Annotated in this window: 16 protein-coding genes; 5 read left to right on the top strand and 11 right to left on the bottom strand. The window is 72.5% G+C overall.

The window, feature by feature from the left end:
* The first annotated feature begins 118 nt into the window (after window positions 1-118).
* Window positions 119-325, top strand: coding sequence for a hypothetical protein (locus ABD352_RS19215; RefSeq protein ID WP_344613779.1), 207 nt, complete (start codon window positions 119-121; stop codon window positions 323-325).
* Here the strand turns inward: ABD352_RS19215 and clpB are convergent.
* From clpB to ABD352_RS19185, 6 genes are all read right to left on the bottom strand, one after another.
* Window positions 310-2,943, bottom strand: a complete 2,634-nt coding sequence (gene clpB, locus ABD352_RS19210; protein WP_344613778.1) for an ATP-dependent chaperone ClpB — start codon at window positions 2,941-2,943, stop codon at window positions 310-312. The two genes, ABD352_RS19215 and clpB, sit on opposite strands and share 16 nt — an antisense overlap.
* The gene (locus ABD352_RS19205; RefSeq protein WP_344613777.1) at window positions 2,934-3,209 is read right to left on the bottom strand and encodes a chaperone modulator CbpM; all 276 of its coding nucleotides are present in this window, start codon (window positions 3,207-3,209) and stop codon (window positions 2,934-2,936) included. Before ABD352_RS19205 ends, clpB begins: the two co-directional genes overlap by 10 nt.
* Entirely contained in the window at window positions 3,206-4,099 is an 894-nt protein-coding gene (locus ABD352_RS19200; protein WP_344613776.1) for a DnaJ C-terminal domain-containing protein, read from the bottom strand. The genes ABD352_RS19205 and ABD352_RS19200 overlap by 4 nt, the downstream gene beginning before the upstream one ends.
* Window positions 4,089-4,556, bottom strand: coding sequence for a nucleotide exchange factor GrpE (locus tag ABD352_RS19195; RefSeq protein ID WP_344613775.1), 468 nt, complete (start codon window positions 4,554-4,556; stop codon window positions 4,089-4,091). Before ABD352_RS19195 ends, ABD352_RS19200 begins: the two co-directional genes overlap by 11 nt.
* Before the next feature lie 5 nt (window positions 4,557-4,561).
* On the bottom strand, window positions 4,562-6,460 hold the full coding sequence (dnaK, locus tag ABD352_RS19190) for a molecular chaperone DnaK (protein WP_344613774.1): 1,899 nt from the start codon (window positions 6,458-6,460) through the stop codon (window positions 4,562-4,564).
* 139 nt (window positions 6,461-6,599) lie between these two features.
* A complete protein-coding gene (locus tag ABD352_RS19185) occupies window positions 6,600-6,983 on the bottom strand; it encodes a YccF domain-containing protein (protein ID WP_344613773.1) in 384 nt (127 codons plus the stop codon).
* Window positions 6,984-7,086: 103 nt separating this feature from the next.
* On the opposite strand from ABD352_RS19185, the gene ABD352_RS19180 reads away from it, so the two are divergent.
* A complete protein-coding gene (locus tag ABD352_RS19180; RefSeq protein ID WP_344613772.1) occupies window positions 7,087-7,920 on the top strand; it encodes a M15 family metallopeptidase in 834 nt (277 codons plus the stop codon).
* 17 nt (window positions 7,921-7,937) lie between these two features.
* Here ABD352_RS19180 and ABD352_RS19175 read toward each other — a convergent pair whose 3' ends face one another.
* From ABD352_RS19175 to ABD352_RS19160, 4 genes are all read right to left on the bottom strand, one after another.
* Window positions 7,938-8,129 carry a ricin-type beta-trefoil lectin domain protein gene (locus ABD352_RS19175; RefSeq protein WP_344613771.1) on the bottom strand — a complete coding sequence of 64 codons (192 nt, stop codon included), beginning with the start codon at window positions 8,127-8,129 and terminating at the stop codon, window positions 7,938-7,940.
* On the bottom strand, window positions 8,126-9,670 hold the full coding sequence (locus ABD352_RS19170; protein WP_344613770.1) for an alpha-L-arabinofuranosidase B: 1,545 nt from the start codon (window positions 9,668-9,670) through the stop codon (window positions 8,126-8,128). The genes ABD352_RS19175 and ABD352_RS19170 overlap by 4 nt, the downstream gene beginning before the upstream one ends.
* 94 nt (window positions 9,671-9,764) lie before the next feature.
* Window positions 9,765-10,313: an NUDIX hydrolase gene (locus ABD352_RS19165; protein WP_344613769.1), complete on the bottom strand. Its 549-nt coding sequence runs from the start codon at window positions 10,311-10,313 to the stop codon at window positions 9,765-9,767.
* A 1-nt stretch (window position 10,314) separates the two neighbouring features.
* Window positions 10,315-10,917, bottom strand: coding sequence for a helix-turn-helix domain-containing protein (locus tag ABD352_RS19160; RefSeq protein WP_344613768.1), 603 nt, complete (start codon window positions 10,915-10,917; stop codon window positions 10,315-10,317).
* 91 nt (window positions 10,918-11,008) lie between these two features.
* Here ABD352_RS19160 and ABD352_RS19155 point away from each other — a divergent pair, with 91 nt between their 5' ends.
* From ABD352_RS19155 to ABD352_RS19145, 3 genes are all read left to right on the top strand, one after another.
* Window positions 11,009-11,647, top strand: a complete 639-nt coding sequence (locus tag ABD352_RS19155) for a class I SAM-dependent methyltransferase (protein WP_344613767.1) — start codon at window positions 11,009-11,011, stop codon at window positions 11,645-11,647.
* Between the two features lie 63 nt (window positions 11,648-11,710).
* A complete protein-coding gene (locus tag ABD352_RS19150; RefSeq protein ID WP_344613766.1) occupies window positions 11,711-13,600 on the top strand; it encodes a glycosyltransferase in 1,890 nt (629 codons plus the stop codon).
* Window positions 13,597-14,205, top strand: coding sequence for a class I SAM-dependent methyltransferase (locus ABD352_RS19145; protein WP_344613765.1), 609 nt, complete (start codon window positions 13,597-13,599; stop codon window positions 14,203-14,205). Before ABD352_RS19150 ends, ABD352_RS19145 begins: the two co-directional genes overlap by 4 nt.
* 6 nt (window positions 14,206-14,211) lie before the next feature.
* On the opposite strand, the gene ABD352_RS19140 is transcribed toward ABD352_RS19145, so the two are convergent.
* Entirely contained in the window at window positions 14,212-16,557 is a 2,346-nt protein-coding gene (locus ABD352_RS19140) for an HNH endonuclease family protein (RefSeq protein WP_344613764.1), read from the bottom strand.
* Between the last annotated feature and the right edge of the window lie 24 nt (window positions 16,558-16,581).

The raw sequence follows: 16,581 nt of genomic DNA, 5'->3' as shown, positions 1-16,581 counted from the left end.
GCGACGCTCCGGCACGTGTCGTCGGTCCGGGCCGCCGAGCGGGTGGCGCTGTCCCTGCGGCCGGCCGAGGCGTGGTGGTGCCGCACACCCAGGGGCACCGCGGTCCTCGTCATCGCCCATGACGATCGCGGTCGCAACGGTGGACCTCGCGGCCTGGGGATGGGCGGACCGGATCGAGTCCGTGCAGTTCACCCGCGGGTCGGGGGCCGCCAGCTTCCTCGAGGAGGGAGCCGTGCCGCTGTTCACCGTGGACGCCGGGAACCCGGCGGTCTCCGACGTGGGGGCGGCCCGCAACCGGGCCCGGGTTGTCTACATCGCGTGCTGATGGGCCGGGGCGGGCACGAAGGTCACGTCCAGGCCGGTGGGGCCCAGGTCGACGGTGATCTCGGCGTCCTCGGTGGTGCCCGTGGCGAGCAGGGCCTTGGCGATGCGCGTCTCCAGTTCGCGCTGGAGGTAGCGGCGCAGCGGGCGGGCGCCGTACACCGGGTCGAAGCCGGCCTCGGCGATGTGGTGGCGGGCCGGCTCGGTCACGCGCATCGTGATGCGCTGCTCGGCCAGGCGGTCGCGCAGGTCGTCCAGCATCAGGTCGACGATCTGCTCGATCTCGGGCATGGTCAGCGGGCGGAAGAGGACCGTCTCGTCGATGCGGTTCAGGAACTCCGGGCGGAACCGGGAGCGCAGGGCCGCGGTGACGGCCGTGCGGGCCTCCTCGGTGATCTCGCCGTCCCGGGTGACGCCCTCCAGGAGGTACTGCGAGCCCAGGTTGCTCGTCATGATGACGACCGTGTTGCGGAAGTCCACGGTGCGGCCCTGGGCGTCGGTCAGGCGGCCGTCGTCGAGCAGCTGCAGCAGGGTGTTGAAGACGTCCGGATGGGCCTTCTCGATCTCGTCGAGGAGGATCACCGAGTAGGGCTTGCGGCGCACCGCCTCGGTCAGCTGGCCGCCCTCCTCGTACCCGACGTAGCCGGGCGGGGCGCCGACCAGGCGGGAGACCGTGTGCCGCTCCTGGTACTCGCTCATGTCGAGGCGGACCAGGTTGTCCTCGGTGTCGAACAGCGCGGCGGCCAGGGCCTTGGCCAGCTCGGTCTTGCCCACGCCGGTCGGGCCCAGGAACAGGAACGAGCCGATCGGGCGGTCCGGGTTGCGGATGCCCGAGCGGGCCCGGATGACCGCGTCGGCGACCAGCTGGACGGCCTCGTCCTGGCCGACCACGCGCTCGTGCAGCAGCTCCGGCAGGCGCAGGAGCTTGTCGCGCTCGGCCTCCATGAGGCGGGTGGTGGGGATGCCGGTCCAGCGGGCGACGATGCCGGCGATCTCGTCCGGGGTGACCACCTCGCGCAGGAGGCGGTGGCCGGACTGCTTGTCGGCCAGGCGCTCCTCCTCGCCGTGCAGGCGGCGCTCCAGCTCCGGCAGGCGGCCCAGGCGCAGCTGGGCGGCGCGGTCCAGGTCGTAGCGGCGCTCGGCGAGGTCGGCCTCGCGGCGCAGGCGCTCGATCTCCTCGCGCAGCTCCTGGACCTTGCGGATGGCCTGGCGCTCGGCGTTCCACTGGGCCCGCATGGCGTCGACCTCGCCGCGCAGGTCGGCGATCGCGCGGCGGATCTGGTCCAGGCGGGCGACGCTGGCCGGGTCGCTCTCCTTGGCCAGGGCCGCGTCCTCCATCTCCAGGCGCATCAGGCGCCGGGCCGCCTCGTCCAGCTCGGCCGGCTGGGAGTCGATCTCGGTGCGCAGCATCGCGCACGCCTCGTCGACCAGGTCGATGGCCTTGTCGGGCAGGAACCGGTCGGCGATGTACCGGTGGGAGAGGCGCACCGCGGCGACCAGGGCGGCGTCGAGGATCCGCACGCCGTGGAAGACCTCCAGCCGCTCCCGCAGGCCGCGCAGGATGGTGATGGCGTCCTCGGGGCTCGGCTCGGAGACCAGGATCGGCTGGACCCGCCGCTCGAAGGCCGCGTCCTTCTCGATGTGCTGGCGGTACTCCGTGAGCGTCGTCGCCCCGATCATGCGCAGCTCGCCGCGGGCCAGCATCGGCTTGAGCAGGTTGCCGGCGTCCATGGCGCCCTCGGCGGCGCCGGCCCCGATGACGGTGTGCAGCTCGTCGACGAAGAGCAGGATCCGGCCCTCGGCGCCGCTCACCTCGGCCAGCACGGCCTTGAGCCGCTCCTCGAACTCGCCGCGGTACTTGGCCCCGGCGACCAGCGAGCCCATGTCGAGGGCGAAGATGGTCTTGTCGCGCAGGCCCTCCGGCACGTCCTCGTCGACGATGCGCTGGGCCAGCCCCTCGACGATGGCGGTCTTGCCGACGCCCGGGTCGCCGATCAGCACCGGGTTGTTCTTCGTCTTGCGCGACACGATCTGCACGACCCGGCGGATCTCCTCGTCGCGGCCGATGACCGGCTCGAGGCGGCCGGCGCGGGCGTCGGCGACGAGGTCGCGGCCGTACTTGGACAGGGCCTCGTAGGCCGCCTCCGGGTTGTCGGAGGTGACCCGCTGGGCGCCGCGGACCTTGGTCAGCTCGCCCAGCAGGCGCTCCCGGCCGACGCCGGCGGACTGCAGGCGGCGCCCGGCCGCGGTGGCCGAGCCCTCGTCGATCAGCGCGAGGAGGAGGTGCTCGACCGAGACGTACTCGTCCCGCAGGCGCGCCGCCTCCTGCTCTGCCGCGTCGAGGACCCGGGCCAGGCGCTGCGTCACCGCCACCTGACCGGCCGGCACGCCCGGGCCGGAGACGCTGGGCCGGCGGTCGAGGTCGCTCTGCACCTGGTCGCGCAGCGCGCCGACGTCGACGTCGCAGCCGGCCAGCAGCCGGGCGGCGATGCCCTGGGGCTGGTCGATGAGGGCCAGCAGCAGGTGCTCGCCGTCGACCTCGGTGTGCCCGGCGCGGGTGGCGATGCGCTGGGCCTCGATGAGCGCCTGGCGGGACTTCTCGGTGAGCCGGTTCAGGTCCACGGCCGCCTCCTGAGCTGTTCCTCGAGGTCGTCGATGCGGGCGAGCAGATCCAGGACCACGCCCATGGCGGCGTAGTTCAGGGGAAGCGTCGCGTGCAGGCGCCGGATCCGGGCCAGCCGGGCCAGCTGCGAGTCGGGAAAGGCGCCGGCCACCGGCTCGAGCAGGCCGAGCTGGACCATGCGGGTGACGAACAGGGGATGGACGCCACCGGCGCTGGCGAACGCCTCCAGCGTCATGGACGGGCGGTGCACGAGGGCAACACTCATTTGCTACTCCGGGAGTCGCTGCTGCGGGGGTCGAACGACGAGACCCGCGCCAGCTCCTCGAGCAGCCGCTGCTCGTCGGCGCTCGGGTGCGGCGGGACGAGGATCCGGACCTCGGCGTAAAGGTCGCCGGGGTCGCCGTGCGGGTCGGGCAACCCTTGGCCGCGCAGCCGCAGGCGCCGCCCCGACGACGAGCCCGCGGGCACCTTGACCTGCACCTCGCCGCCGGGTGTGGTCAGCGGCACCCTGGCGCCCAGGGCCGCCTCCCACGGCGCGACCGGCAGCCGGGCGGTGACGTCCCGGCCGGAGACCGTGAACCGCCGGTCGGGCCGGAAGTGCACCACCAGGTAGAGGTCGCCCCGCGGGCCGCCGCCCAGCCCGGTGGAGCCCTCCCCGGCGATGCGGATCCGCTGGCCCTCGGTGACGCCGCGGGGGATCGTCAGCTTGTAGTGGTCCCCGCCGGGCAGCGTGACCGTGCGTTGCCCGCCCAGGTAGGAGTCTTCGACGCCGATGGTGATCTCGGCCTCCGCGTCGGCGCCCTGCACCGGGCCGCCGCGCCCGCCGCCGAAGACGCCGCCGAGCAGGTCCTCGAGGTCGATGTTGACGAAGCTGGTCGTGCGGCGCGGGCCGGTGGACGCCCCGGCGTGACGGCGCGCATCGAAGTCCTCGGGGACCTGGCGCCACTGGGCGCCGAACCGGTCGTAGTTCGCCCGGCTCTTCGGGTCGGAGAGCACGTGGTAGGCCTCGGTGATCTGCTTGAACCGGTCCTCGGCGCCCGGCTCCTTGTTGACGTCGGGGTGGCTGCGGCGAGCCAGCGTGCGGTACGCCCGCTGGATCTCCTCCGCCGTCGCGGTCCGCGGCACCCCGAGGACCCGGTAGTAGTCATCCGCCATCGTCGGCGCCCTTCTCCGCCGGTGGCCGCGCGACGGCGACGACAGCCGGGCGCAGCAGGCCGGCCGGGCCGCCGTAGCCGGGGCGCACCACCCGGACCACCGAGCCGGGCGGCGCATCCGGGGCCTCGACCGCCTCGGCGGCCTCGTGCCGGGCCGGGTCGAAGGGCTCGCCCTCGGCGCCGACGGGCTGGAAGCCCAGCCGGGTCAGCACGGCCCGGGCCTCGTCCCGCACCTGCGTCACGCCCTGCACGATCGCCGCGGGGTCCGCGTCGGCGTGGTGCAGCGCGAGGTCCAGGTGGTCGAGGATCGGCAGCCAGGCCGCCGCGACCAGCGTCCGCTCCGCCGCGGTGCGCTCGGCGATCAGCCGCTCGCACCGCTTGCGGGCGTTGTCGGCCTCGGCGGCGGCCCGCCGCCAGCGCTCCTCCCAGTCGACCTCCGCGGTCTCCTCGGCCGCCATCGCGATCACCCGCCCGTGAAGTCGGCGTCGACGACGTCCTCGTCCTGGTTTGATGAGGACGGCCGCTGCGACTGTTGCGCCTGTCCCTGCCCCTGTGCCTGCTGCTGCGCCTGCCCCTGCGCGAGCCCGTAGGCGACCTGGCGCAGGTCCGCGGTCAGGGACTGCAGCCGCGCCTGGTCGGCGTCGGGGTCCTTGGCCGCGTCCCGGCCCTGCTGGATGAGCATCTCGGCCCGGGCCCGCTCGTGCTCGGGCACCTGGGTGCCGATCTCCTCCAGCAGCCGCTGCACCTGGTAGGCGGCGCTGTCGAGCTCGTTGCGGGCCTCGACCGCCCGGCGGGTGCGCTCGTCCTCGGTCCGGTGCTGCTCGGCCTCGCGGACCATCCGCTCGACCTCGTCCTTGTCCAGCGTGCCGCTCTCGGTGATGGTGATCTGCTGCTCGCGGGAGGTGTCCTTGTCCCGGGCCGAGACGTTGAGGATGCCGTTGGCGTCGATGTCGTAGGTGACCTCGATCTGCGGGCCGCCGCGCGGGGCCGGCCGGATGTTCTCCAGCCGCAGCCGGCCGAGGGTCCGGTTGTCGGCGGCGCGCTCGCGCTCGCCCTGCAGTACCACCACCTCCACCGCCGGCTGGTTGTCCTCGGCGGTCGTGAACGTCTCGGTGCGCCGGGTCGGGATGGTGGTGTTGCGGTCGATGATCCGGGTCATGAGCCCGCCGAGGGTCTCCACGCCCAGCGAGAGCGGGGTGACGTCGAGCAGCACGACGTCGCGCACGTCGCCCTTGAGCACGCCGGCCTGGATCGCGGCGCCGAGCGCGACGACCTCGTCCGGGTTGACGCTCATGTTCGGGTCCTTGCCGCCGGTGAGCCGGCGCACCAGCGCCTGCACGGCCGGCATACGGGTCGCCCCGCCGACCAGGATGACCTCGTCCAGGTCGCCCTCGGCCACCTTGGCGTCGGTCATCGCCTGGCGCACCGGGCCCATCGTGCGCTCCAGGAGGTCGTGCGTGAGCTCCTCGAACGTGGCCCGCGAGACGGTCGTGGTGAGGTGCTTGGGGCCGTTGGCGTCGGCGGTGATGAACGGCAGGTTGACCTGCGTCTGCGGCACCGTCGACAGCTCGATCTTGGCCCGCTCGGCCGCCTCGGTGAGCCGCTGCAGCGCCTGCGGGTCCTTGCGCAGGTCGATGCCGTTCTCCCGGCGGAACTCCTCGGCGAGGTGGTCGACCAGGCGGTGGTCGAAGTTGTCGCCGCCGAGGTGGGTGTCGCCGGCGGTCGCGCGGACCTCGACCACGCCGTCGCCGACGTCGAGAATGCTCACGTCGAAGGTGCCGCCGCCGAGGTCGAAGACCAGCACCGTCTCGTGGCCGGCCTTGTCCAGGCCGTAGGCGAGCGCCGCCGCGGTCGGCTCGTTGATGATGCGCAGCACCTCGAGCCCGGCGATGCGCCCGGCGTTCTTGGTGGCCTGGCGCTGGGCGTCGTTGAAGTACGCCGGGACCGTGATCACCGCCTCGGTGACCTTCTCGCCGAGGTACTTCGCGGCGTCGTCGGCCAGCTTGCGCAGGACGAGCGCGGAGACCTCCTCGGGCGAGATCTGCTTGCCCCGCACGTCGAACCGGACCGCGCCCTCGGGCCCGGGGACCACCGCGTAGGTGACGGTCTCGGACTCCTCGGCCACCTCGTCGTAGCGGCGCCCGATGAAGCGCTTGGCGGAGGTGATGGTGCCCTCAGGGTTGAGCGCCGCCTGGCGACGGGCGAGGTGCCCGACGAGCCGCTCGCCGCCCGTCGTGTACGCGACGACGGACGGCGTGGTGCGACTGCCCTCGGCGTTGGGGATCACCGTGCTGTGGCCGCCCTCGAAGGCGGCGATCACCGAGTTGGTCGTCCCGAGGTCGATGCCTACTGCCCTGGCCATGGGTCTGCGTCCTTCCGACGGAGACGGTCCTCGGTTTCGACCATCCCGCGGGGGTACCGCAGCGGCGTCCTCTACCCCGGATGAGCCGAGGTGGCGGACGCGGCCAGGTTAGTCCAGTTCAGCCTTGGTCCAGTCAGTCTTAGTCCAGGTCGACGATCTCGCGGCCCAGCGGCCAGAAGGCGGCGGGGACGAGCTTGAAGTGCGCGATGCCGAAGGGGATGCCGATCAGGCTCAGGCACAGCCCGATGCCGGCGGTGATGTGGGTCAGGGCGAGCCACCAGCCCGCGAGCACCACCCACAGGATGTTGGCCAGGCCGGTGACCACGCCGGCGCCCCCCGGCTTGGCGCGCACGGTCCGGCCGAAGGGCCACAGCGAGTACACGGCCAGCCGCCACGAGGCGATCGCGAACGGGATGGTCACGACGAGGACGAAGCAGATGACCGCGGCCAGGGCGTAGCCGAGGAACAGCACGAAGCCGCCGCCGAAAATCAGCCAGAGCACATTGAGCACGAAGCGCAGCACGCTTCGATCATGACGTACGACCGCAAACCGCCGCCAATGGCCAGGTGGCCGTCGCCGGGGCCGGGGGCGCATCGACAACCGCACAATTCGAATAATTCGCCTCGTGCGCCTGCTGATCGTCACGCTGGCCTGTGCGCTGCTCGCCGCGTGCGGCACCACACGGGTTCCCGCGAGCTCGTCGCCCTCGGTTTCGCCGTCGGCCTCGTCCGCGCTCTCGCCCTCGCCCTCGCCTTCGTTGTCGCCGTCTCCCTCGGTGAAGCTGCCCGACGGGTTCGTGGCGCTGTCCGATGTGGACTCCAGCATCCTGGAGGACGTCCGCTACGCCACGCCGCACAACTTCGTCGGCCGGGTCGTGAACGGCTACGAGCGGCCGCGCTGCCTGCTCACCCGGGTGGCGGCCGAGGCGCTGCACCGCGTGCAGCAGAGCGCCCAGGCCCGGGGGTACAGCCTCAAGGTGTACGACTGCTACCGCCCCCAGCGGGCGGTCGACGACTTCGTGCGCTGGGCGGACAACCCCGACCAGGCCATGAAGGCCGAGTTCTACCCGCAGGTCGACAAGTCGCAGCTGTTCCCCGACGGCTACATCGGCGGCCCGACCGCGCACAGCCGCGGCAGCACGCTCGACCTCACCCTGGTGGCGCTCCCGGCGGCCGCCCAGCGGGCCTACCGGCCGGGCGAGCCGCTGGTGTCGTGCACCTCGCCGGCCGGGCAGCGCTTCCCGGACGACACGCTCGACATGGGCACCGGCTTCGACTGCTTCGACCCGCTCGCCCACACGGCCGCGGGCGGGATCGACCAGCGGCAGCGGGCCAACCGCGACCTGCTCGTCGGGCTGATGGCCGACGGTGGGTTCACCAACTACCCGAAGGAGTGGTGGCACTACACCCTCGACCACGAGCCGTTCCCGGACACCTACTTCGACTTCCCCGTGGCCTGAGCGGCCGCGGCGGCCTGCTAGATCTGCCAGGCCCAGGACTGGTTGGACTGGTTGTTGCCGCAGTCCCAGATGATGAGCTGGGTGCCGTTGGCGGTGCCCCAGCCGTCGGCGTCGAGGCACTTGCCGGACTGCGGGTTGCGCAGTTTCGCGATTGTTTCGAAGGGCCGCCCGGCCCCTGCGGACCGGGCGGCCTTTCCGAAAAGCGTCACGGCGTCCAGGCGCCGGTGACCACCCAGCTCACGTCGTCGGCCCACGTACCGGTGGCGTCCCAGGCGTTGGAGCCGCCGTTGGAGGCGATGTAGACGTTGTTGTTGTAGTGCCGGATGTACTTCGTCTGGTAGTTCTGCGAGTAGAACGAGTTGCCCTGGCCGTTCTGGCCGGCCCCCGAGCAGAAGGTCGCGTCGTTGGCGAACAGCGAGCTGTTGTTGTTGGCGTGGAGGTACAGCTGGAAGTTCTGGTGCCTCAGGTAGCTGCCGGGGGTGTCGCGCGACTCGAATGAGTAGCACGAGCTGTTGGCCAGGCCGGTCCGCACCACCCAGGACGCGTTCGACTTGGCCGTGGCCGAGCTCGACGAGCTGACCACCTGCGTCGTGACCGTGGCCGCGGAGTGGCTGATGTAGCGGGTCGTGCAGCAGGCCGTGGTGGCCCGCAGCGAGATGCTCTGGCCGGGCGTCAGCGTGGTCCCGCCCGTCGGGCCGGGGGTGTAGGCGGCCGCCACGATGTTGGCCTGCACCGAGTTTTCCGTCGCGTCGGACGGGTAGCCGGAGGTCATCACGCCCTCGTAGAAGGTGCCGGCGGAGCCGTTGCTGTTGTCGCCGCCGATGCCGAGGATGATCGCCCCCTCCTTCTTCATCGGGTTGTACCCCGACACGTTCGGTCGAGCCCCGTTGTAGAACGTCGACAGGGCGCCGGTCTGCGAGTTGCCGCCGCGGATGGCCCAGTGGTTCGGCTCGCCCTTGACGATCGCGGTCACGAAGCGGTTGCCGATGCTCGGGTCGTTCGCGTTGTAGCCCGCGTTGACGCCGGAGAAGAGGCCGTTCTCCAGGTCGGCCATGATCCACGGGCCGTTGCCGGTGCCGTAGCCCCAGACCTTGATGTTGCCGAAGTAGATGGCCTCCATCGTGCCGTTGCCGTTGTCCCGGCTGTTGCGCTCGGCGTTGCCGTAGTCGAAGCAGCAGCCGCCGTTGTAGTGGGTGCCGTCGAAGATGGCGTACATCCCCTCGGGCTGGTCGCCGGTGGCGACGCCGTTGGTGTTGTTGTTGCGGTAGCCGGTGCCGGGCGCGACGAACACGCCGTAGGCCTTGTGCCCGCTAACATAGACGGGCGCAGAAGTGGCGTTGGCGAGGTTGTCGTAGCCGCCCGCGGCCGGGCCGTTGAAGCCGCCGGGCGGGGCCTGGGTCAGGTGGTTGCCGCGGCCCGACTGGTCGTAGATGATCGTGATGACGCAGCTCGTGCCGGCGCAGAACGAGTCCTGCGCGGCGGCGTTGGCGTAGCCACCGGCGCTGAGCACGCCGATGTTGGTCGTCGCGTTGTCCGAGGCCCTCCTGACCTGGTACAACGATCCGTTGTAGGAGCCGTAGAGGGCCCGCGTGGTGCTGTGCGCGGCGACGCAGGGCGTGCCGCCGTTGGCGTAGATGTCGCAGGGTTGCGACGTGGCCGCCTCGGAGATGCCGACGTTCACGAGTATCCCCGTGACCAGGGCGGCCGTAGCGGCGGCCGCAAGGACGGCTGTGCGCAGCCGTGATGCCATGGTTACCTCTTCCGTAGCGGGGCGGGGTGTGGCACCCGTCTATGTGAGCGCTAACATAGCGGACCCGGCTACGCCTGGCAATGCGATGGGTGCGCTACGCCTCGAGCAGGCGCGCGGCGCGGGTGATCGTCTCGCGCAGGTTGGGCTCGCTCGTGGCCGCCAGCGCCTCGGGCACGGTGAGCCAGCGCAGCGGCGCGTCGGGCTTCTCCGGCCGGGCCTCGCCGGGCCGGTCGGTGGCGAGCAGGAAACGTACATCGGCGTGCTCGTGCGCCGGCTCGTCGCCCTTGGCGTTCACCGGCACGATGACCACGTGCACGACCGCGGCGTCGGGCCACGCCGTCAGGTCGCTCAGCCCGGTCTCCTCGACGCCCTCGCGCAGGGCCACCGCCACCGGGTCGGTCTCGCCCGGGTCGCCGTGCCCGCCCACCTGCAGCCACGCCTCCTGCCGCGCGTGCCAGCGCAGCAGCACCCGCCGCGTCGGCGGGTGCACGATCAGCGCCGACGCGGTGACGTGCAGCGGAATCGCCCGCGTCCACGGGTCGGAGGCGTCGGCGAGCAGCCTGCGCACCCGTTCGACGTCGGCCTCCTCGTCGGCGTCGGCGGGGCGGTAGCGGTCCAGCAGATCGGCGAGCACGGCCCCCACCCTAGCTGTCTTGATCAGGACGGGGCCGGTAGCGGGCCTTGATGTGGACGCGTTCGCCCTGGGGGCCGAGGATGCTGAGGAACTCCACGGGGTGTTCGTCGGCATTGCCGAACCAGTGCGGGAGGTGGGTGTCGAACTCGGCGACCTCGCCGTCGGTGAGGATGAAGTCCTTGTCGCCGAGGACCACACGCAGGCGGCCGCGCAGGACGTACAGCCAGTGGTAGCCCTCGTGCGAGCGGGGATCGGGATCGCGGCCGTCGGTCAGGCCGGCGGGCAGGATGTGCTTGAACGCCTGCAGCCCGCCGGGCTTGCGCGTCAGCGGCACGACGGTCATGCCGTTCCAGGTGAACGGCTGCGGATGCACCCGGGGATCGAGGTCGGCCGGCGCGCCGATCAACTCGTCGACCGGCACCTGGTAGGCCCTGGCCAGGGGCAGCAGGAGCTCCAGGCCCGGCTTGCGGTGCCCGGCCTCCAGCCGGGAGAGCGTGCTGATCGGGATGCCGGTGGTCTCCGACAGGGCGGTCAGGGTGACGCCGCGGCGGCGGCGCAACGCGCGCAGCCGGGGCCCGACCGCGGCCAGCACCGCATCGACGTCCTCGCCCACACGTTCACTGTGCCCGGTGTTTTGCATTTTCCGCAAAGAACTTTGCCCCGAATGCCGCTGTGGGCGCACCTTGGCGTCGGAGGTGGTCACGATGACCCGAAATCCCCAGGTCAGCGGCGCTGATCGGGATGACGTCCAACGCTGGGACGACATGTATCGCAGCCGCGACCGGATATTCAGCGGCAACCCCAACGCAGTGCTCGTCGCCGAGGCCACCGACCTGCCGCCGGGCCGGGCGCTCGACGTCGGATGCGGCGAAGGCGCCGACGCGCTCTGGCTGGCCCGGCGCGGCTGGCAGGTCACCGCGGCCGACGTCTCCGAGATCGCCCTGCGCCGCGCCGCCGCCGCTGCCACCGGCGTCGAGGGCCGCGTGGCGTGGGTGCGGGCCGACCTCACCACCGCGCCGCCCCCGGCGGGCGCCTTCGACCTGGTGTCCGTCCACTACTTCCCGCTCCGGCGCCGGCCGGACCACGGGGCGCTGCGCGGCCTGCTGGACGCTGTCGCCCCCGGCGGCACGCTGCTCTTCGCCACCCACGCCCTCTCGGACCTGGTCCCGCGCCACGAGGAGGGCTTCGACCCCGCCGACTACTACCAGCCCGACGACATCGCCCGGCTCCTCGACCCCGCCTGGAACGTCCTGATCAACGAGGCCCGCCCCCGCGCCGCACCGCGCCCCGCCGGCACGCACCACACCCACGACGCCGTCCTGCGAGCACTACGCCTGCCGTGAGGGACGCTGCGTAATTCAGGTCGGGTCGAGGTTCGGTCGATGTCGCGCCGATAGCTTCGGCCCGTGCGGGTCTCAGTCATCATCCCGAACTTCGACAAGGAACGATCCCTCGCGGCGTGCCTCGAGGCGGTCCTGGCCCAGACGGTCCCGCCCGCCGAGGTCATCGTCGTGGACGACGCCAGCACCGACGCCTCGCCCGCGATCGCGGCCCGCTACCCGGTGCGGCTGCTGCGCGGCGAGGTCAACCGGGGCGTCTCCCACGCGCGCAACGCCGGCGCTGCCGCGGCCACCGGCGACGTGCTCGTGTTCGTCGACTCCGACGTCGCCCCCGCGCCCGGCGCCCTCGCCGGCCTGCTCGCCGAGCTCGGCGCGCACCCGGACTGCGGGGTGGTGCAGGGCATCTACGCCGACCGGCCGTTGTTCCCCGGCGGCGGGCCGGTCGCCGCGTACAAGACCCTGGCCGAGCACCACTGGCGGCGGCGCCGGGCCGGCGAGGCCGACGCCACGCTGTTCGCGCTGACCGCGGTCCGGCGGGCGGCGTGGGAGGCGGTCGGCGGCTTCGCCGAGTCGCTGCGCGACGCCGAGGACGTGGAGTGGGGGACCCGGCTGCCGGACGCCTGGCGGATCCGGATGAGCGCGGACGTGCTCGGGCGCCACGACGACCGGGATCGGCTGGTGCCGTACCTGCGCGAGGTGTTCCGGCGGGCGCGCACCTACGCCACGACGGTGTCCGCGCCGGGCGGCCGGGGACGGCGGGGCGTCGACGTGGCCGCGGTCGCCACGATGCTCGCCTGCGCCGCCGTCCCGCCCGGCCTCGCCCTGACGGTCTGGCGGCCGTGGCTCGGCGTCCTGCCGCTCCTGGCGCTGGCGAGCTTCCTGGCGCTCGACCGGTCCGTCCTCGCCTTCGCCGCCGCCCGCCGCGGCCCCTGGTTCGCCCTCTGGTTCGCGGGGCTGCGGTGGCTGACCCACGTCACCGAGTTCGCCGGCATGGCGCTGGGCGCGGCCGCGGCGCGCGGCTGGTGGCGCCGGGCCAACCAGGCCTTCGCCGCGCTGTTCGCGGTCGCGCTCGCGGTGGGGCTGGCGCTGTTCCTCGCCGCCCAGGACTGGGCCCCGGCCCGCGACCTGGCCGGCCGGCTCGGCACCGCGCGGGTGGCCGGCGTGCTCGGCCTGGCCGCGCTGGTCAACGCGGTGGGGCTGGCGCTGGGCCTGGTCTCCTGGCGGGCGCTCTTCGCCGACCTCGGCGCCCGGGTGAGCGGCTGGACGTCGTCGCGGCTGTTCTTCGTCGGGTTCCTCACCAAGTTCCTGCCCGGCCGGTTCATCGCCCTGCCGGTCCTGCTGCGGATGGGCAAGGAGGTCGACGTCGGGCCGGTCCGCCTGGCCGGCCTGTTCGGGCTGAGCTGGGGTGTCGTGGCGCTGACCGGCCTGACCGTCGGCATCGCGGCCGGCCCCGGCCTGGCCGGCGCCCGCTTCGGCTGGTTGCTGCTGGCCGCCGTCCCGGTCGTCGCGCTCCTCGTCCGCCCCGGCCTGTTCAACGCGGCCCTCGCGTGGGCGCTGCGGGTCGCCCGCCGCCCACCGCCCGCGCTCGTCGCCTCGGACCGGGGCATGCGCCGCGCCCTGACCGCCCAGACGCTGTCGTGGATCGTCTCCGGCCATCACCTGTGGCTGCTCGCCGTGGTGGCCGGCGCGCCCCCTGCGGCGTCCTACCTCGTCTGCATCGGCGGCTTCGCGGCCGGCGCGGTCGCCGGCGTCGTCGTGCTGGTCGCCCCCGACGGTCTCGGCGTGCGCGAGGCCGTCGTCATGGTCGGCCTGGTCACCGTCCTGCCCCTGTCGGTCGCCACCTCGGTCGCGCTGGCCTCCCGGCTGGTCTGCTCGCTCAGCGAGATGGCCGTCGGCTCGGGCGGCCTGCTCGCCGCCGAGCTCATGCACCGCCGTCTCCTGGAGCGATCCCCATGATGAACGCCCTGTTCGCGAGCCTGTCCCGGGTGCTGCGCGGCCCCGTCGAGCGCTACGTCCGCCCCAACCGGCGGCTGAACTCGATCGCCTGGGACCTGCAGTACAAGCTGGGCTTCTGGCGCTATCTCGATCGGCTCAGCGACGGCGAGATGCCCCTCGCCCTGATCGAGACCTGGGCGCCGATGCCGGCCATCCTCGACCTCGGCTGCGGCAGCAGCGCCAACATGCCCCTGCCGCCCGGCCGCTACCGGCACTACCACGGCGTCGACGTGAGCCGCGCCGCCATCGCGCAGGCCCGGGGGCTCGCCCGCCCGCACACGTCCTTCTCCGTCGCGGACATCCGCACCTTCACCACGCCGTCCCGGTTCGACGCGATCCTGCTCCGCGAGGTGTTGTACTACCTGAGCCCGCACGAGCAGCGCGAGCTCCTCCTGCGCCTGCCGGCCCTGCTCAGCCCCCGCGGCCGGATCGTGGTGCAGGTCCACGACGTCACCCGGGCGAGCGACGTCGTGGACCTGGTCCGCGGCTGCGGCGTGCCGGTCGACCGGGAGGTACCGGCCCGCCTGGGCGAGGGCCCTGCGGGCGCCTTCCTGGTCCTGCGCTGAGGTCGGCTACAGGAACTGCGTGCCGCGGGCGAACGTGCCGCGGGCGTACAGCTCGCCGCTCTTGAACTTGTGGTGGAGGTGCTGCGGCAGGACGGCGCGCAGCTCGCCGACGGTCATGACGACCCGGCCGGTGGCGTTGACGATCTCCAGCTTGTTGTCCTCCTCCGGGATCTGCAGGTACAGGTGGTCCGGGTCGCGGTTGACGACCGTGGTGAACTCGTCCTCGTCGACGGCCTTGTCCCCGTCCTTCGGGTTGGTGACGTTGACGATTTCCCGGCGCTTGTCGACGTCCGGGGCGTCCGCCTTGACCCGGTACATCAGGTTGTCGTTGCGCATCAGGTCGTCGTCGGTCTCGTAGGTGTACTCGAAGGGCTGCGCGAGGGCGGCGTTGTAGGCGGCGGACCAGTTCCGGCGCGGTCCGTCGGTCCGCGCGTCCTCCGCGGCCCACGTGCTCAGGGCGTCGGTCGCCAGCGACGAGAACTCCGCGGACGGCAGGATCGCCGCGTTGCACGCCTGCGCGAGCTCGCCGCCGTCTGCCCCGGCGCGGGCCGCCACGTACATCGCCCGCAGGCTGCGCAGGTGGGCCAGGCGGCGGCGGACCAGCTCGGGCCGGTTGAGCCCGAGCAGCTGGATGGTCAGCAGGCCGCGCAGCTGCTGCGGGGCGACGAGCGCCATCAGCGCGTCCCAGTCGTCGCTGACCTGCTGGTCGCCCGTGACGACGAAGGAGCTCGAGGTGGGGTCGATGACGGCCCGGTAGCGGTTGAGCTCGTCCGGGATGAGGCCCGGCTCGGCCCACAGCGCCTGCTCCGGCGGGACGCCCGTGGTCACCTCTGGAACGGTGACGGTGATCGAGTGTCCCGCCCCCAGGTCGCCCTGCATCTCCTGGCCGGCCTGGCGCACCGTCTGCCAGTACTCGACGAGGTGGCGCAGCAGGTCGTAGGCGTACGCCTCGCCGTTGATCGGGTTGAAGCGGATGAACTGCCGCGGGTCCTCCTGGCCCGCGTCGATGAACACCGGCGACTCCTTCGACACGTCGCTGTTGTACGTGTCGCGGACCAGCGTGCCGGTCCCGTCCGGCAGGACCGGGAACAGGTTGCCCTTGTACGTCTGGTTGCAGACCTGGCACGAGTAGAACAGGTTCGACCACGTGTAGGCGTTCCAGAAGTAGCCGCCGTAGTTGTACCCGTGCCCCTCGTCGTAGCCGGCCTTGGGCCGGAAGTGCTCGACGTCGCCGTGCGCGACCGAGCGCGGCAGGCTCTCGCAGTACACACACTTGCCGTGCTGCGCGTTGAGCAGTGCCTCCTTGATGCCGTGGCCGCCGTAGAGGTTGCTGTCGAAGTTGTCGGACTTGAAGCCCAGCATCAGGCGCTTGTGGCTCATGACGGCGGGCGCCATCGCGGCGTCGAGCAGCTCGCCGAAGGCCCGGGCGGCCAGGAAGTAGTACGCCGTGCCGGCGGACTTCTCCCGCGGGATCGCCTTGAGCAGCCGCTCGTCCCACATCCGCAGCGACTCGCCCGTGTTCAGCTGCGTGCGGAGCCGGCTGACAAACAGGTCGCGGGAGACCTTGAACAGCTCGTCCAGGCCGGCCGGCGCCGAGATCAGCGCGGGGTCGGTGGTCATCCACAGCGTGCTCACGAGCCAGGGGTGCTCGCCGTCCAGCAGCGTCCGGCGCTGCTCGTGCAGGATCTTCTGGTAGTCGCTGACGAGCACGTCGCGCATGTGCTGGCCGGCCTGCGGCGGCGTCGTCTCGAACACCTTCCAGCGGGCCACCTCGTCGGGCTGGAACCAGCTCGGCTTGCGGGCCGAGGGGATGTCGTAGAACGGCCGCAGCGTCCTCGTCGCGCGGAGCTGGTAGTGCCGGCGCAGGTGGGCGCCGTGCCCGTTGCGCACGTCCTCCTGCAGGCCCGGCATGCGCGCGGCCAGCGCCTTGGCGAAGGCCTCCTGCAGGGGCCGGGCGACCAGCCGCTCGTGCAGCCCGACCAGCTCCTGGAACCGGGCCAGCCACGTCGCCGCCCAGCCGTTCACGGTCTGCTCGTCGGGCGGCTCCACCTGGGTGAACGCCTGGACGACCTCGGTGCGCTGGACGATCGACGGGATGCGGGCCTTGACCTTCTTCGCGGCTGCGCCGGTCGGCATCTTGCCTTCGTTGAGCAGGATCATCAGCTCCTGCTGCTCCTGGGCGTCCAGCGGGGTCGTCTCGCCCCGCGGGTTGACGGTCGCCGGGAACGCCCGCCGCTGCTCGAACTGCAGCAGCAGTGTGTAGACGTCCTTCAGGTCCTTGGTGATCTCCTCGCACCGCTTCGCCGCGCCCGCGGCGCTGGCCGGCAGGTTCTGCTTGTCCACTCTGATCATCGGCGCTTCCCACCTTCGCTCGTT

The sequence above is a fragment of the Dactylosporangium salmoneum genome, from assembly GCF_039532525.1.
Classification (GTDB): domain Bacteria; phylum Actinomycetota; class Actinomycetes; order Mycobacteriales; family Micromonosporaceae; genus Dactylosporangium; species Dactylosporangium salmoneum.
This window is presented reverse-complemented; position numbering and strand designations above follow the sequence as displayed.

Bases quoted from the DNA above. Each gene is read 5' to 3' on its own strand.
- ABD352_RS19215 (WP_344613779.1), top strand. From the start codon at position 119: ATGACGATCGCGGTCGCAACGGTGGACCTCGCGGCCTGGGGATGGGCG.
- ABD352_RS19205 (WP_344613777.1), bottom strand. From the start codon at position 3,209: ATGAGTGTTGCCCTCGTGCACCGCCCGTCCATGACGCTGGAGGCGTTC.
- ABD352_RS19200 (WP_344613776.1), bottom strand. From the start codon at position 4,099: ATGGCGGATGACTACTACCGGGTCCTCGGGGTGCCGCGGACCGCGACG.
- ABD352_RS19195 (WP_344613775.1), bottom strand. From the start codon at position 4,556: ATGGCGGCCGAGGAGACCGCGGAGGTCGACTGGGAGGAGCGCTGGCGG.
- dnaK (WP_344613774.1), bottom strand. From the start codon at position 6,460: ATGGCCAGGGCAGTAGGCATCGACCTCGGGACGACCAACTCGGTGATC.
- ABD352_RS19170 (WP_344613770.1), bottom strand. From the start codon at position 9,670: ATGGCATCACGGCTGCGCACAGCCGTCCTTGCGGCCGCCGCTACGGCC.
- ABD352_RS19155 (WP_344613767.1), top strand. From the start codon at position 11,009: ATGACCCGAAATCCCCAGGTCAGCGGCGCTGATCGGGATGACGTCCAA.
- ABD352_RS19145 (WP_344613765.1), top strand. From the start codon at position 13,597: ATGATGAACGCCCTGTTCGCGAGCCTGTCCCGGGTGCTGCGCGGCCCC.
- ABD352_RS19140 (WP_344613764.1), bottom strand. From the start codon at position 16,557: ATGATCAGAGTGGACAAGCAGAACCTGCCGGCCAGCGCCGCGGGCGCG.